The 15,688-nt window shown below is 45.6% G+C and carries 18 protein-coding genes, 2 tRNA genes and 1 other RNA gene; 18 read left to right on the forward strand and 3 right to left on the reverse strand.

The annotated features are described in order from the left end of the window. The first annotated feature begins 12 nt into the window (after window positions 1-12). From ACY2VT_RS10270 to rlmD, 13 genes are all read left to right on the forward strand, one after another. Window positions 13-624, forward strand: coding sequence for an HD domain-containing protein (locus ACY2VT_RS10270; RefSeq protein WP_461878303.1), 612 nt, complete (start codon window positions 13-15; stop codon window positions 622-624). Window positions 625-692: 68 nt separating this feature from the next. Next, window positions 693-2,711, forward strand: a complete 2,019-nt coding sequence (locus ACY2VT_RS10275; RefSeq protein ID WP_461879823.1) for an aminopeptidase — start codon at window positions 693-695, stop codon at window positions 2,709-2,711. A 122-nt stretch (window positions 2,712-2,833) separates the two neighbouring features. Further along, window positions 2,834-3,340, forward strand: coding sequence for a 5-(carboxyamino)imidazole ribonucleotide mutase (purE, locus tag ACY2VT_RS10280; protein ID WP_461879824.1), 507 nt, complete (start codon window positions 2,834-2,836; stop codon window positions 3,338-3,340). 25 nt (window positions 3,341-3,365) lie between these two features. After that, window positions 3,366-4,391 carry a phosphoribosylformylglycinamidine cyclo-ligase gene (gene purM / locus ACY2VT_RS10285; protein ID WP_461879825.1) on the forward strand — a complete coding sequence of 342 codons (1,026 nt, stop codon included), beginning with the start codon at window positions 3,366-3,368 and terminating at the stop codon, window positions 4,389-4,391. Next, window positions 4,385-5,011 carry a phosphoribosylglycinamide formyltransferase gene (gene purN, locus ACY2VT_RS10290; protein ID WP_461879826.1) on the forward strand — a complete coding sequence of 209 codons (627 nt, stop codon included), beginning with the start codon at window positions 4,385-4,387 and terminating at the stop codon, window positions 5,009-5,011. Before purM ends, purN begins: the two co-directional genes overlap by 7 nt. Before the next feature lie 5 nt (window positions 5,012-5,016). Beyond that, a complete protein-coding gene (gene purD, locus ACY2VT_RS10295; RefSeq protein WP_461873872.1) occupies window positions 5,017-6,288 on the forward strand; it encodes a phosphoribosylamine--glycine ligase in 1,272 nt (423 codons plus the stop codon). A gap of 170 nt (window positions 6,289-6,458) precedes the next feature. After that, the gene (locus tag ACY2VT_RS10300) at window positions 6,459-6,626 is read left to right on the forward strand and encodes a hypothetical protein (protein WP_158554991.1); all 168 of its coding nucleotides are present in this window, start codon (window positions 6,459-6,461) and stop codon (window positions 6,624-6,626) included. A gap of 84 nt (window positions 6,627-6,710) precedes the next feature. Further along, window positions 6,711-6,783 (forward strand) — tRNA-Val (locus ACY2VT_RS10305). Between the two features lie 33 nt (window positions 6,784-6,816). Next, window positions 6,817-6,890: transfer RNA gene (locus ACY2VT_RS10310), tRNA-Met, on the forward strand. Window positions 6,891-7,079: 189 nt separating this feature from the next. Beyond that, entirely contained in the window at window positions 7,080-8,213 is a 1,134-nt protein-coding gene (gene rffA, locus ACY2VT_RS10315) for a dTDP-4-amino-4,6-dideoxygalactose transaminase (RefSeq protein WP_461873871.1), read from the forward strand. A 6-nt stretch (window positions 8,214-8,219) separates the two neighbouring features. After that, the gene (locus tag ACY2VT_RS10320) at window positions 8,220-8,822 is read left to right on the forward strand and encodes a YdcF family protein (protein ID WP_461879827.1); all 603 of its coding nucleotides are present in this window, start codon (window positions 8,220-8,222) and stop codon (window positions 8,820-8,822) included. 108 nt (window positions 8,823-8,930) lie between these two features. Continuing rightward, complete coding sequence (locus tag ACY2VT_RS10325) at window positions 8,931-9,161, forward strand: hypothetical protein (RefSeq protein ID WP_055227097.1); 231 nt, start codon at window positions 8,931-8,933, stop codon at window positions 9,159-9,161. Window positions 9,162-9,245: 84 nt separating this feature from the next. After that, window positions 9,246-10,634 (forward strand): 23S rRNA (uracil(1939)-C(5))-methyltransferase RlmD, encoded by a 1,389-nt coding sequence (gene rlmD, locus ACY2VT_RS10330; RefSeq protein WP_461879828.1) that lies wholly within the window; start codon window positions 9,246-9,248, stop codon window positions 10,632-10,634. Between the two features lie 139 nt (window positions 10,635-10,773). Here the strand turns inward: rlmD and ACY2VT_RS10335 are convergent, their stop codons facing one another. The 3 genes from ACY2VT_RS10335 to ACY2VT_RS10345 all read right to left on the reverse strand — a co-directional run bounded on the left by ACY2VT_RS10335 (window position 10,774) and on the right by ACY2VT_RS10345 (window position 13,470). Beyond that, entirely contained in the window at window positions 10,774-12,048 is a 1,275-nt protein-coding gene (locus ACY2VT_RS10335) for a tyrosine-type recombinase/integrase (RefSeq protein ID WP_461879829.1), read from the reverse strand. Between the two features lie 347 nt (window positions 12,049-12,395). Then, a complete protein-coding gene (locus ACY2VT_RS10340; RefSeq protein WP_368281957.1) occupies window positions 12,396-13,016 on the reverse strand; it encodes a hypothetical protein in 621 nt (206 codons plus the stop codon). A 64-nt stretch (window positions 13,017-13,080) separates the two neighbouring features. After that, a complete protein-coding gene (locus ACY2VT_RS10345) occupies window positions 13,081-13,470 on the reverse strand; it encodes a helix-turn-helix transcriptional regulator (RefSeq protein WP_368281956.1) in 390 nt (129 codons plus the stop codon). A gap of 757 nt (window positions 13,471-14,227) precedes the next feature. Here ACY2VT_RS10345 and ACY2VT_RS10350 point away from each other — a divergent pair. The 5 genes from ACY2VT_RS10350 (at window position 14,228) to ACY2VT_RS10370 (ending at window position 15,640) form a co-directional block, all read left to right on the forward strand. After that, window positions 14,228-14,632: a hypothetical protein gene (locus tag ACY2VT_RS10350; RefSeq protein WP_461879831.1), complete on the forward strand. Its 405-nt coding sequence runs from the start codon at window positions 14,228-14,230 to the stop codon at window positions 14,630-14,632. Then, window positions 14,632-14,698: hammerhead ribozyme type II (locus ACY2VT_RS10355), an RNA gene on the forward strand. The genes ACY2VT_RS10350 and ACY2VT_RS10355 overlap by 1 nt, the downstream gene beginning before the upstream one ends. A 256-nt stretch (window positions 14,699-14,954) precedes the next feature. Next, a complete protein-coding gene (locus tag ACY2VT_RS10360; RefSeq protein ID WP_215721279.1) occupies window positions 14,955-15,161 on the forward strand; it encodes a hypothetical protein in 207 nt (68 codons plus the stop codon). A gap of 1 nt (window position 15,162) precedes the next feature. Continuing rightward, window positions 15,163-15,369, forward strand: coding sequence for a hypothetical protein (locus ACY2VT_RS10365; protein WP_215721278.1), 207 nt, complete (start codon window positions 15,163-15,165; stop codon window positions 15,367-15,369). A gap of 70 nt (window positions 15,370-15,439) precedes the next feature. Then, entirely contained in the window at window positions 15,440-15,640 is a 201-nt protein-coding gene (locus ACY2VT_RS10370) for a helix-turn-helix domain-containing protein (RefSeq protein ID WP_461879832.1), read from the forward strand. Window positions 15,641-15,688: the final 48 nt, after the last annotated feature.

Consider the following 15,688-nt stretch of genomic DNA (forward strand, 5'->3'; position numbering starts at 1 on the left):
GAGGGGAAAAAGATGGATCACGAACGTTTTAAAAAACAGCTGAATTTTATTCTGGAGATTGATAAAGAAAAACAGATCCTGCGCCAGACGCACATCCGCGGCTATTCCCGCCAGGAGGACGACGCGGAGCATGCATGGCACATGGCGGTGATGGCATTTCTGCTGCAGGAATATTCGAATGAAAAAATCGACATCGGCAGAACGATGCTCATGCTGCTGATCCACGATCTTGTGGAGATTGATGCGGGCGACACGTATGCGTACGACGCGGAGGCAAATAAAACAAAAGACGAAAGAGAACATAAAGCGGCCGAGCGCATCTACGGCCTGCTGCCGGAGGATCAGGGAAAAATGCTGATGGATCTCTGGCTTGAATTCGAGGCGTATGAGACACCGGAAGCGCGCTTTGCCCATGTGATGGATAATTTCCAGCCGCTGCTTTTAAATCATGAGAATGATGGAAAAGACTGGGCCCGCCACAATGTGCGGATTTCCCAGCCATTGAAACGAAACGAGAAGACGGCAACCGGATCCGAGGAGATCTGGAGTTATATGGAAGAGATTCTCGAGCAGAGCATCCGGGACGGAAAGATCATCGATGACCGGGAAGAAAAACAGGAATAAGTAAGAAAAATGAGGGGCAGATCTGCCCCTCGTAAAAGTTAGAGAGAGCATAGAAAGGAATTTTTTGCATGGATGAATTATTAAACGAGCGGTATGCGCTTGCAATCGAGCGGATCCGCCAGATTCCGGCGGAAAAAAGCGTTCCGCAGCCGTACCGCGATTTTTTTGCACAGATGGCACAGTACCTCTGCAAAATGGATCAGATCCGGACGAGAATCGCTGAAGGATATCTGAAAACAGCGCCGGAGGCAGAACTTGCCATGCTGAACCGTGAACCGTACGAAGATGTGATCGGGGAGCGGTATGAGACCTCCTACGGAAACCCGGCGTTTGCCGTGCGGGCGCTTGGTGAAACGCATGGAAGGAGCCTCTGCTGCCTGTACCGGGAGCTGGGAAATGCTGTTGTCTGGGTCTATGAGGACCGCCTGCTGGAGATGACTGCGGCGATGGAGCTGTATCTCGAGTTGTATGCGATGTTCGAGGAGGAGACGCTGCCGTCCGCGCAGTATGTAAAAGAGAGCATTTACTGGTATGTGAGCGATTACGCCGAGGAGCGCCAGGAATACCAGGTGCGCGAAATCGTCGACCCGTCGCTGCACTTTATGAAGGATATTGTGATGGAATCTGATCTGACGGATCTGCGGTATCTGTACCAGTACGGCGAATATATCACCGAAAATGAGAAGGGTACAGCCCGCTTTTTAAATACGTTCAGCCAGGAAGAAATCGACGCAATGGCACGCACCTATACAGAAGGCTTCCGCAAGTGCTTTCTCGTGGCGCGAAAAGATCTGTCGAAAAAGAAGACAGTCAGCATCCGCTTCCACATCGGTTTTGAGCGCATGATCCGTGCGGCAATATTACAGTTCCGCGAGATGGGACTCGAGCCGGTGATTTCCCGCGGTGCGCGGAGAACGTGGGTTGCCGGTGCGTCTGCGAATAAGCAGTATGACTACGATCACCGGAACGATGAGGCGCTGTATCTCAACGAGGATCTCGTGAAGAGACGGCTCCGCGCGATGCAGGTGAAATACGACGAGTACAAAGAACTGGCGGACGGCTATGCCGGCCCTGCCGTGGTGGAAACCTTCGGCGAAGTTCCGTTTGAGCCAGTAAATAAAAAACAGGCACTGCACTTAAATGAGCGTCAGCAAAAGCTCCGCGTCGGATTCCAGAACGAGGCGGGCCAGATTGTAAACCGCTATATCAAGGATGACGAGTACGGCTACACGATCATCGCCTACCCGATGCCGGAAATCGACCCGCGCTATGAAGAAATTTTCCGCGAGATCGTAAAGATCAACACGCTCGATTACGAAAAATACCAGCGCATCCAGCAGTATCTGATCGATGCGCTCGACGAGGGTGTTTCCGTGCATGTGCTTGGAAAAGGAGAGAACAGAACCGATCTGCGCGTGATGCTGCATCATCTGAACGATCCTGCGAAAGAGACGAATTTCGAGAACTGCGTTGCCGACTGCAATATTCCGGTCGGAGAGGTCTTTACTTCCCCGCTTCTTACCGGTACGACAGGCGTGCTCCATGTGACGGGAGTCTACCTGAACGAGCTGTATTACCGCGATCTCTGCCTGACGCTGACCGACGGCATGATCACCGCATATGACTGCGCAAACTTCGAAAAAGAAGAGGACAATCGTACTTATATAGAAGAAAACCTGCTATATCACCACAGGACGCTGCCGATCGGCGAGTTTGCCATCGGAACGAACACGACGGCGTATGTGATGGCGGAGCAGTACGGCATCGCCGGAAAGCTGCCGATCCTGATCGCGGAGAAGATGGGCCCGCATTTTGCGATGGGCGACACCTGCTACGCGTGGGCGGAGGACAGCCCGATGTACAATCCGGACGGAAAAGAAGTGATCGCACGCGAGAACGAGGTTTCGGCAAAACGGAAAGAAGATCCGTCGAAAGCATACTTCGGATGCCACACCGACATCACGATTCCGTACCGCGAACTGCAGTCGGTTGCGGTCGAAAAAGCAGACGGAACGACGATCCCTCTCATTGAGGACGGACGCTTCGTCCTGCCGGGAACGGAAGAATTAAATGAACCTTTTGGCTGATTATGGGTTGACATTTCAGCGCCTGCTTAGTATATTATAAGCAGAACTGAATGATTAAAACATAAAAATAAGTATAACTAATGAATAACGCTTAGAACAGTTAATCAGAAAAGGAGAACAACATGGCTAAAGTAGGAATTGTGATGGGCAGCGACTCTGATATGCCGGTAATGAGCAAGGCAGCCGACATGCTGGAAAAATTTGGAATTGAGTACGAGATGAAAATCATCTCCGCACACCGCGAGCCGGATGTATTTTTCGAATATGCAAAAACCGCAGAGGAGAAAGGCTTCAAGGTTATCATTGCAGGCGCAGGCATGGCAGCTCATCTGCCGGGTATGTGCGCAGCTATTTTCCAAATGCCGGTCATCGGAATTCCGATGCATACCACATCGCTTGGAGGCCGTGATTCCCTGTACTCCATCGTACAGATGCCGAGCGGCATTCCGGTAGCAACCGTTGCCATCAATGGCGGTGCCAATGCCGGAATCCTGGCAGCAAAGATTCTTGCAACTTCCGATCCGGAACTGCTTGAAAAACTGAAAGCATATACACAGGAAATGAAAGAGCAGGTTGAGGCAAAAGACGCAAAACTGCAGGAAACAGGATACCGTAACTACAGTAAATAAAAACAAAGGACAAGGGAGGTTCACCATGGATTACAAGAACGCAGGAGTAGATATTGAAGCTGGATACAAATCAGTAGAATTAATGAAAGAGCACGTAAAGAAAACTATGCGCCCGGAGGTATTAGGCGGCCTTGGCGGTTTTTCCGGCGCTTTTTCCCTGGCAAAAATCAAAGAAATGGAAGAGCCGGTGCTGCTTTCCGGTACAGACGGATGCGGAACCAAGGTGAAGCTCGCCATGATTCTTGATAAACACGACACCATCGGTATTGATGCCGTTGCCATGTGTGTGAATGATATCGCATGTGCCGGCGGAGAACCGCTGTTCTTCCTCGACTACATCGCATGCGGAAAGAACTATCCGGAGAAGATCGCTTCGATCGTAAAAGGCGTTGCAGAAGGCTGTCTGCAGTCCGATGCGGCACTGATCGGCGGTGAGACCGCAGAGCATCCGGGTCTGATGCCGGAGGATGAGTACGATCTGGCAGGTTTTGCTGTCGGCGTATGTGACAAGAAAGACATGATTACCGGTGAAAATCTGGCAGCCGGAGACGTACTGATCGGCATGGCTTCCACCGGCGTTCACAGCAACGGATTTTCTCTTGTCCGCAAAGTTTTCGATATGACAAAAGATTCTTTAAATACATACTATGATGAGCTCGGCGCAACCCTCGGTGAGACTCTGCTTGCACCGACCCGTATCTACGTAAAAGCACTCCGCGCCATCAAAGATGCCGGTGTAACCGTAAAAGCATGCAGCCACATCACCGGAGGCGGCTTCTACGAGAACATTCCGCGTATGCTCAAAGACAACACCGCAGCCGTTGTACAGAAAGACAGCTACACCGTACCGCCGATCTTTGATCTGATGGCAAAGAAAGGCAATATCGACGAGCAGATGATGTACAACACCTTCAACATGGGTATCGGTATGGTACTGGCTGTTGATCCGGAAGATGTAGACGCAGCGATGAAAGCCATCCGTTCCACAGGAGATACGCCATATGTGATCGGCCACATTGAAAACGGAGAAAAAGGAGTACAGTTATGCTAAGATTAGCAGTTCTCGTCTCCGGCGGCGGCACGAACCTGCAGGCGATTCTGGATGCGATTGACGAGGGAACCATCACAAACGCGGAGGTTTCCGTTGTCATCAGCAACAATGCAGGAGCGTATGCGCTGGAGCGTGCGAAAAAGAAGGGGATTGATGCGGTATGCCTTTCCCCGAAGACCTTTGCATCGAGAGAAACATTCAACGAGGCACTGCTGGCGAAACTGCAGTCGTACAACGTCGATCTCGTTGTGCTCGCAGGATGCCTGGTTGTGATCCCGCAGAGCATTGTGGATGCTTATCCGAATAAGATCATCAACATTCATCCGTCCCTCATTCCGTCGTTCTGCGGAACGGGCTATTACGGACTGAAAGTGCACGAGGGCGTATTATCCCGCGGCGTCAAAGTGACGGGAGCGACGGTTCATTTTGTGGACGGCGGAACAGACACCGGCCCGATTATTCTGCAGAAGGCAGTCGAAGTGCACGAGGGCGATACACCGAAGGCACTGCAGCAGCGCGTCATGGAAGAGGCCGAGTGGGTCATCATGCCGCGTGCGATTGATCTGATTGCAAACGGAAAAGTAACGGTAGAAGACGGACACGTAAAGATAAAGGAGTAAGAGCGATGAAAGTACTGATTGTAGGAAGCGGCGGAAGAGAGCATGCGATTGCCTGGAAGGTGGCACAGAGCCCGAAGGTGGACAAGATTTACTGCGCTCCTGGAAACGCAGGAATTGCGGAGTACGCAGAGTGTGTCGATATTGCAGCGATGGAGTTTGACAAGCTCGTTGCTTTTGCGAAAGAAAAAGAGATTGACCTGACCGTCATCGGCATGGATGATCCGCTGGTCGGCGGTGTTGTCGATGTGTTTGAGGCAGAGGGACTGCGCGTATTCGGACCAAGAAAGAATGCGGCAATCCTGGAAGGATCGAAAGCGTTCTCCAAAGACCTGATGAAAAAATACCATATCCCGACGGCGGCATACGAGACATTCTCCGATCCGGAAGCGGCAGAGAAATATCTCGAGACCGCAAAATTCCCGATCGTGCTGAAAGCCGACGGTCTGGCTCTTGGAAAAGGCGTTCTGATCTGCAATACCTTAGAGGAAGCAAAAGAGGGCGTCAAGACGATCATGCTCGACAAGAAATTCGGCAGTGCCGGAAATGAGATGGTCATCGAGGAGTTTATGACGGGACGTGAGGTTTCCGTTCTCTCCTTTGTGGATGGAAAGACGATCAAGACGATGAGCTCCGCACAGGACCACAAGAGAGCAGGAGACGGCGACACCGGCCTGAACACCGGCGGTATGGGCAACTTCTCCCCGAGTCCGTTCTATACCGAAGAAGTGGATAAGTTCTGTAAGAAATATATCTATCAGCCGACCGTAGATGCGATGGCAGCCGAGGGAAGACCGTTTAAGGGAGTTATCTTCTTCGGACTGATGCTGACACCGGACGGACCGAAGGTGCTCGAGTACAATGCCCGCTTCGGCGATCCGGAGGCACAGGTTGTGCTTCCTCGTATGAAGACAGACATCATTGATGTATTTGAAGCCTGCATCGACGGAACTCTCGACCAGATCGACCTGCAGTTTGCAGATAATGCGTGTGTCTGCGTCGTACTGGCTTCGAACGGTTACCCGGTTTCCTACGAGAAAGGATTCCCGATCCGCGGACTCGAGACATTCAAAGAGCATGAGGGCTATTACTGCTTCCATGCAGGAACGAAGTTCAAAGACGGCGGGATCGTGACAAACGGAGGCCGTGTCCTCGGCGTGACAGCCATTGGCGATACCTTGAAAGAGGCGCGCGCGAATGCATACAAGGCTGTTGAATGGGTCGACTTTGATAATAAATATTACCGCCATGATATTGGAAAAGCGATTGACGAAGCGTAACGTGAATTTTAATTTTGAGTAAAATGGAGCCGCCAGAATCCCTAAAAAAGGAGATCTGACGGTTTCGTTTTATTTGAAAAATGGAATAATGTACCGTCGTTCCGGATACAATAGTAAGGAGATCCTTTGCTTTTTTAGCAGAATCAGAACAGGAAAGGCGGTCGGGACATATGGGAATCGTTTGTCTGGCGGGGATTTTTGCCGTATTTCTTCTACTTGCATGGACGCTCTGCCGGGCGGCAGGATGGGAGAAAGAACGGGAAGATCTGGAACAGGAGCAGTATCTGAAAGAGTGGCGTGAGAAAAAGTTGAAAAAATCGAAAAAATTTGAAAATTAGTGTTGACATTTGGCGGGTGGAATGCTATACTAACGAAGTCGGTTGGTGATACAGATAAAAAGCCAACAGACAAAACACCAATGTGGGGTCTTAGCTCAGCTGGGAGAGCATCTGCCTTACAAGCAGAGGGTCATAGGTTCGAGCCCTATAGGCCCCATGTTTTATGAAAAACGGTGTTGAAAATGAATATGGCGAGATAGCTCAGTTGGCTAGAGCACGCGGTTCATACCCGCGGTGTCGAGGGTTCGAATCCCCCTCTCGCTATTTGTGAAACCCTTGAGAAATCAAGGGTTCTTTTGGTTTTACGGACAGTATGATGATATGGCTGTCATGTCAAAATCGTGTCTTGAAATCCACAGGGATTTGTGAGAAAATGAGACTACCTAAGAGCTTGTTTTGGGCTCTGAAAGTAAATAAAACAGTAATGGATAGAAGAAAGATAAGGAAAAAACAATGATAGAGTTTAATAAACCACCTTTTATTGGAACAGAACTGGAATACATCCGCCAGGCGGCAGAGGAAAACAACAAGCTGTGCGGCGACGGTCCTTTTACGAAGAAATGTTCTGCCTGGATGCAGGACAATTTCAACGTAAAACATGCGATGCTTACGACATCCTGCACCCATGCACTGGAAATGGCAGCTTACCTGTCTGAGATTCAGCCGGGCGATGAAGTGATCATGCCGTCCTACACGTTTGTTTCCACTGCAGATGCCTTCGTTCTGCGCGGAGCAAAAATCGTCTACGTGGATATCCGTCCGGATACGATGAACATCGACGAGACCAAGATTGAGGATGCCATCACCGAAAAAACAAAAGCGATTGTTCCAGTTCACTATGCGGGCGTTGCCTGTGAAATGGACACCATCATGGATATTGCAAAACGCCATAACCTGAAGGTTGTAGAGGATGCGGCACAGGGTGTGAGCGCGTACTACAAGGGAAAAGCCCTTGGAACGATCGGCGATTTCGGCTGCTACAGCTTCCATGAGACGAAAAACTATACGATGGGAGAGGGCGGCGCGCTGCTGTTCCAGGATGAAAATTATCTGGAAAAAGCAGAGATCCTTCGTGAAAAGGGAACGAACCGCAGCAAGTTTTTCCGCGGACAGATCGACAAATATACCTGGATCGACTACGGTTCCTCCTATCTGCCGAGCGATATGAATGCGGCTTACCTGCTTGCAGAGCTCGAGGAGCATGAGAAAATCGACAGAAAGCGGATGGCCATCTACAACTATTACCATGAGCAGCTCCGCCCGCTGGCAGAAGCAGGAAAGATCGAGCAGCCGGTGGTACCGGAAGGCTGTGTACATAATGCGCATATGTATTTCATCAAAGCGAGAAATCTGGAAGTGCGTACGCGCCTGATCAAATATATGAAAGAGCGCGGCGTCATGTGCGTGTTCCACTACGTTCCGCTGCATACCTCCCCGGCCGGACAGAAGTTCGGTGTGTTCCATGGAGAGGACAAGTATACGACAAAAGAAAGCGAGCGCCTGATGCGTCTGCCGATGTTCTACAGTCTGTCCGAGCAGGATATGGCGTATGTTGTCGAGTGCCTGATGGATTTCAAAGAGTGGTAAAATTTCATGTATGAGAAATTTCTGAACTGCTTTACCGATTACATTTTTGTAAAAGACGAACCGCAGAAAGCCGATGTGATTTTCGTACCGGGAAACGGCTATCCGCAGATGGCGGTGCATGCGGCAAAACTCTGGAAAGAAGGATTTGCGCCGGTTGTGCTTCCGTCGGGAAGATACAGTACTGTGATCGGGCATTTCGCCGGTGTACAGGATCTTGCGGAGCAGTACAGCGGGAACTATGAAACCGAGTGGGAGTTTCTGCGGACGGTACTGCAGAAAAACGGCGTGCCGGAGAAAGCGATTCTGCGCGAAGACCAGGCGACGTATACGTATGAAAATGCACTGCGGTCACGGGAAGTGACAGATGCGGCGGGCATCGAGGTAAAAAAAGCGATCCTCTGCTGCCGGAATCTCCATGCGAGACGGTGTCTTCTGTATTACCAGCTTGTGTATCCGGAGACGGAATTTTTTGTCTGTCCGTCGGATATTGAGTTCACCAGAGAAAACTGGCATACAAAGGGCGAATGGATCGACCAGGTGTTAGGAGAAATGGAGCGCTGCGGCGGTCAGTTCCACAAGATTCTGCGGGAACTGCCGATGGAATCCTAAATCGAAAAGATTTATAAAAAAGAGCGGAAATTGTGGTAAAATTGCGGCTTATATGGTATACTATCGTTAAGTTAAGTTTCTAATCTAAAGCAAAGGTTGGTGGACAGTATGAATAAGATTGATGAAGTATTAGAGCTTTTAAAACAGAGAGAACGTGAGAGCGAAAAACCGAAAAACGTGATTTTATGGGTCCTTGCCATTGTCGGAGCGGTAGCGGCAGTTGCAGGAATCGCATACGCAGTATACCGGTTTGTAACTCCGGATTATCTGGAAGACTTCGAAGATGATTTCGATGACGATTTCGACGATTACTTCGAGGATGAAGACGAAGATAAGTAGGATGAAAAAAAGAAACTCCGGTGCCGGAACGTGGTACCGGAGTTTTTCTGTCCGGAAATCAGTTTGACATAGAAGGAGAAGAGAATGAAAAAAGGAGAAATTTACGAGGGAGTCGTGGAAAGAATCGATTTCCCGAATAAAGGACGTGTACATGTGGAGGGCGAGACAGTTACCGTGAAAAATGCAATTCCGGGACAGAAGATCCGCTTTCAGATCAACAAAAAAAGAAAGAACCGCATGGAGGGGCGCCTGCTCGAAGTAACAGAAAAATCCCCGATGGAAAAGCGCGATCCGGTCTGCAGTATTTTCCCGTCCTGCGGCGGATGCATGTACCAGACGATGAGTTATGAGGATCAGCTTGCAATGAAGGCCGGTCAGGTGAAAAAACTGCTCGACGATGCCCTCGTGGAGGCCGGCCAGGTCAATGAGGCGGGGGAGGCCGATTATCCGTTCCTTGGAATCAAGGGAAGTCCGAAGGAGTTTGCATACCGCAATAAAATGGAGTTTTCCTTCGGTGATGAGTATAAAGACGGCCCGCTGTCCCTCGGACTGCACAAAAAGGGTAGCACCTACGATGTCCTGACCGCGTGCGACTGCAAAATCGTGCATGAGGATTTCACAAAGATTCTGAACTGTGTGCTGGCGTATTTTAAGGAGCGGAACGCAAGCTATTACCACAAAATAAGCCATGAGGGTTACCTGCGCCACCTGCTGGTACGAAGAGCCGAGAATACCGGAGAAATCCTCGTAAACCTCGTGACTACAAGCCAGGAGGAGTGGGATCTGACACCGCTCGTACAGGAAGTGCTCGCCCTGCCGTTGGAAGGAAAGATTGTGGGATTCCTTCATATTGTGAACGATTCCCTGGCAGACGTTGTAAAGAGCGATGAGACAAAAGTGCTCTACGGACAGGACTACTTCTATGAAGAACTCCTCGGACTGAAATTCAAGATCACTCCGTTCTCGTTCTTCCAGACTAATTCGCTCGGCGCGGAAGTTCTCTACAGCACCGCCCGTGAGTTCGTCGGCGAGACGAAAGACCGCACGATCTTCGACCTCTACAGCGGAACCGGAACCATCGCCCAGATCCTTGCACCGGTCGCAAAAGAAGTGATCGGCGTGGAAATCGTAGAAGAAGCTGTTACAGCTGCAAAAGAGAACGCAGAGGCAAACGGCCTTACCAACTGCAGTTTCCTCGCCGGAGACGTGCTGAAGGTGATCGATGAAATCGAAGAAAAACCGGACTTCATCGTTCTTGATCCACCGCGCGAAGGAATCCATCCGAAGGCCCTGCCGAAGCTTGCGGCATACGGCGTAGAACGAATGCTCTACATCTCCTGCAAGCCGACATCCCTGGCAAATGACCTGGTAGAATTTGCAAAATACGGATACCGCGTGGAAAAAGTCTGCTGCGTCGACATGTTCCCGTCGACTGTTCATGTGGAAACAGTTTGTTTATTATCACGTAAATAAGCGGTTTTACAGGCTTTTATGAGTGGAGTTCAGTCTATTTGCCACCCATTTGCCACCGTAATTTTTAAAATCATCACTGAACAAAGAAAGGGGAGTGAACACGCTGAACAATTAGCGGATTCACTCCCAATTTTTTTATTTATGACGTTTTTGCTTGTGTGATTTTTTCAAAGAGATCAACAGAACGTTCAGCCATTTTTTCAGTATCATGCACATAGGTCTGCAATGTGGTTTCTATGTTGGTGTGTCCTAATCGTGTCTGAACATTCTTAACATCAGCACCGGATTCAATCAACAGTGTTGCGTGGGTATGCCTTAAGCTGTGATAATCAAAGGCAAGATGCATTTCATGGTGTATAACCCTACTGCAATACTTAAATGAATCAGTGGAAGTATACTGACCGTTTTCATCAACACACACCAACCTGATACGCTGTAGTGGACTTTCAACACATTTTTGAATTGGTACAACCCTGATCATGTCATTACCCTTTTCATCAGTTTCAATCTTTTTAACATGAATCGTGTAATATTCACCATACTTCATTTCATTCCTAAGTTGTTCAGCTTTTTCCTGTTTCAATACCTGATATAGTGTTTCACCAAAAGGGACTTCACGAATGGAAGTAAAGGTTTTTGGTGTAGTAAAGTACCAAGATGAACGCTGTTCTTTCTTACCTTTCTTTTCAACAACCTTTCTTACATCTGCCCCAAAGTTACGTTTTACAATCTGCTTATTTACAGATATTTTTCTTTTATCAAAATCAATATCATCCCAAGTAAGACCAAATGTTTCTGATATTCGTAAGCCTGTATAAAATCCGATCATTAAAGGTATATAGTACCGGGTGTTTTGAAATCTGTCACGAATCTTACACCATTCATCTAAAGTCAGTACAATTCGTTCACGTGGTTTTTTCTCAACCTTTGGAAATTTCACATACTGCATGGGGTTAGACTGTAAATAGTGCATTGGTTCAACTGCATAATTCAATGCTGCACTGAATACAGATAAAATACCAACTAAATGACTTTTTGAATTACCGTTCATTTTTAATTCAACAGCGTACTCCTGTAATACTGCCGGGGTGATTGCTTTTAATCTATACATACCAAATTTTGGAATTAGATGCCCTTGAATGATTCTTAAATACCCTACTTGGGTGTTATATTTCAGATTGGTCTTACAGTACAGATCAAACCACTGATTCAGGTAATCAGCAACCGTTATTTCTGTCGGTTCAAATACAGTCCCGGCATTATTGTATTCATTCATAGCAGCAGTCAATGCCTGTTCAGCTTCCTTCTTGGTTTTGAATCCACCTTTTTCTTTTTTCTTTCTTTTACCGTCAATTTTTCCAAGGTCAAAATAATATGACCATGTTGTACCTCTTTTTCTTACTCCACCTTGCATAAATAGCACTTCCTTTCATTGAAACCATAAGGAATGAATGCTATAATGGTTTTGCATAGTCCAAATCATTTCATTCCTTTGGTTTGGTTTTGCTGACCCTGACCGCTGCAACGGTTAGGGTCGTTTTTTTAACTGGTTACACTTGGTTACGCTTTAGTTACGGTTGGTGTTACAGATAAAAATAGCTTAAAATCAATCTTGTTACAGATGTTACATTAACAGATAAATTCTTTATATAACGCTTATATGAGTAAAAAAAATAAAAAAAGTATAAGATATAAAATATATAGAATATAGATTTTAAGTGTAACTGTAACAAATTACCAACAGTTACCGCAAAACTACAATTAAACTGTTATCTTATATGATCTACCCGACTTTTCTTTTTTGATTTTCCCGGTTTCACCCCATTCGTACAATAATGACTGAATTTCAGATTTTACTACAGGTCTGAAATGTTTATATACATCTGATTGTAGAATACCGTTGTTATCATTAAGAAAATCCATCAAATCATCTGGAAGCGTAGAAAGTAACTTTTGTTTGAGCTCATATTCTTTTTGCATTTCAGCCCACTTTGTTGATAAATCTTCTAATTCTTCTTTACGTATGTTGAAATATTCATCCTTTATCAGTATCGTATTACACCAACATTCAAAATTTTTACCTTTAGATGAACACAGCCTTTTTACATCTTCCATATAACGAACAAATGACTTTAAAGCAGAGTACAATTCTTTTGGTGACTTATTTCTTGCATCAATCCAGTTGTTCATAAAGTACGAAAATTCTTTTTCTATCGGTTCGATAAATTCTTTATTGTGTGCGACCCAACCAAAAGGAAGATCAGCATCATCTTTATCAATTTCATTAGTGGCATCTAAATCATCCCATTCAATGTGAATTGATAAAGCGTCACTTGGTTGTTCAACTTTCTGTTTCTTTTTAAATAAATCTAAAAATCCCATGATCAACCATCCTTTCTAAAGTCTACAATTATAATATTTTCCTGATTTTCCCAAATTTGGTAAATTATGCCATTTTTTGAGCATCCCTTTTTACAGGTTCGGTGTATTTTGGTAATGCAGCAGTATCACGAAGTTCTTCCATGATTTTGTTTTTACCTACTTCATTCAACTTTGAAAAAAGTTCAATGAGTTCATATGTATCTGAACCGTACTTTTCCTTTATCAAATTTATAGGGTCTGTTTGTTCAGGTTCTTCATCCCATTTCATGAGATCACAAGGTGAAACACCAAATACATCTGATAATTTTTTAATAGTAGTACGTTTGATATTTTCAACACTCCCCTTTTCCCATTTTTGAACAGCAGCACGATTAACACCGACTTTTTTACCAAGTTCGTCTTGTGACCATTCATGCTCTGTTCTAAGTTGCTTTATGTACTCACCCATTGTCATTGATTCCTTCAACTCCTTTCTATAATTTGTATCTTGATAATAGCATATATTTGCGTAAACATCAAATATTTTTGAAAATGTATCTAAAAAAGTTTCAAAAAGGTGTTGACAACTAACAAGATACACGCTATACTATGCTTGTATCTGATAAAGATACAAAACAAAGCAAGCAGGAAGGATAGACGAAGTGAGAAGGCTGTACGCAAGTGACATGGTGGTCAGGCTGTGAGAACAGACAGAGCGTATGAATGATAAGCATGGTCTACCGAAGTAGTCAAAGAAAACAGGAATGGCAGGGCAAGAAAGCACAGTGTACCGCACTAATTTGGAGAAAGCGGACAGGCTGAACCAATCAGCACTTTACCCCTAAACCAAGAAGCCATTAAGTGGAAGAATTGACCGAGCGAGATGACACAGCACTTTGTTTCAGTTGAACAGATGCCAACGAGAGAACGGAAGTAATCATCTTTTCCAGTAGCCGAGGGTAAACAGGATCGGAAGATGCGGGATGACGAAAACAAAGGGTATCGTGAATCTGCACCGAGATAGTGAGGCGGTTCAACAACTGGAACTGAAACCAGTATAAAAATGAAACACCCATATAATTAACCGGGGTCAGATCAGGGTAGCCGGAAGGTGTGCAGGTTCCCCGACTTGCAGGGCGGTCATGTGAAGCACCTAACGAATGAAACCGCCTGTAATATAACAACCTGTTGCAGCAGGTAAAAACAAAGGAATGAAAGGACGGTTTTGGACTATGCACAATAAATTTTATTTTACTTTTGGAACTTGGAAACAATACCCATACACAAGAGGTCAGTACTTGGTTGTAATTGCATCAGATGAACATGATGCAGCTATGAAGTTTAAAAAGAAATACCCACACCCATATGATGAAATGGTTCTTAACTGTGCAGCTTACTATTCAGAAAAAGAATGGAATGAATCAGTTTCTAAATATTACACTGGTGAACCTGTAGAAGTAATCGGAATGAATGCAAAATTAAGAATTAAAGTTAATTATGACGGAACAAAATATTTTACCAATGTCAATGGTGGTTATTTTAAAGAGCATAAATCACTGGAAGATGCAAAGAATTGGTTAGATTGTAACGGATATAAAAATTTTGATACTGAAACCATAGTAAGTTTTTCATATTAATCCGAAACGGTCAGCAATGACCGTCTACCGGAAATGACCACCCGGTACTGATGATGGTAGGTCAAAAATAAGATAGCAGTTCTTTTATAAGTGTTGTCTGTTATGTGATGGTTGACAGGTTTTGTTCAGTTTTAATGTGAAACTGTTCAGCGGTTCATAGAAAAACACGCTATAAAAATTCTATAGTAGGACAGCAAGTTTACAGGTTTTAGTGTGAAATCTGATAAGGGTTTCTTGGTGTGTGATTCCCTGAAAAATAAAACCACCCCATAACAGGCAACACTTATAAAAGGGCTGCTAATCGGAAAGGAAGGTTGTGCAAATGAAGAAAGTAATTGCAGGTTGTATTGATCTGATGCTTGAATTTGATTCTGCATCTGAACTTGATCGTTACATTGCTGATATTGAAGCAAAGAAACAGGAATACAGCATTGTTGACCGCAAGGAATTACCGGGTGACAGAATCATGATTAGAATACACAGACAATACAATAAAAGCCCATTCCCAACAACAGAAGGTGGTGAGTAGAATGAACAAAAAGTTGCTTAGAAGTGAAATGGTTTTACACGATGATACAAACGGCACACTTGCAGAAGCACTTGGTATTTCACAGCAGTCTTTTTCTGCAAAACTGAATGAAACTAATGGTGCAGAATTTAATCAGGGTGAGATCAGTAAAATCAGATCAAGATACAATTTGTCTGATGAAAAAGTAGTATCAATTTTTTTTAACTAAATTGTATCTTTTTAAGATACAAACAAAGGAGTGAAGCAAAATGACATTCAGTGAAAAATTAAAACAGGCTATGCAAGAATTACACCTGAATCAACGTCAGGTGTGCGGTATGACTGGAAAAAGTAAAGGTTCTGTCAGTCAGTACCTTTCAGGTAAACAGATACCGTCAGAAGATGTTCTGATGTTGTCAAGATTGGTTGACACATTTTTCTCAAGGACATCATGGACTATGCTACCATACGTAGAGAATCATAGTATCTCTGTCGCTTGATCATGGGAGGAAGACCACCGTTGGTGGTACAAATCCTCCGATTGTTCC

The sequence above is a fragment of the Fusicatenibacter sp. genome (genome assembly GCF_050872605.1).
Classification (GTDB): Bacteria; Bacillota; Clostridia; order Lachnospirales; family Lachnospiraceae; genus Fusicatenibacter.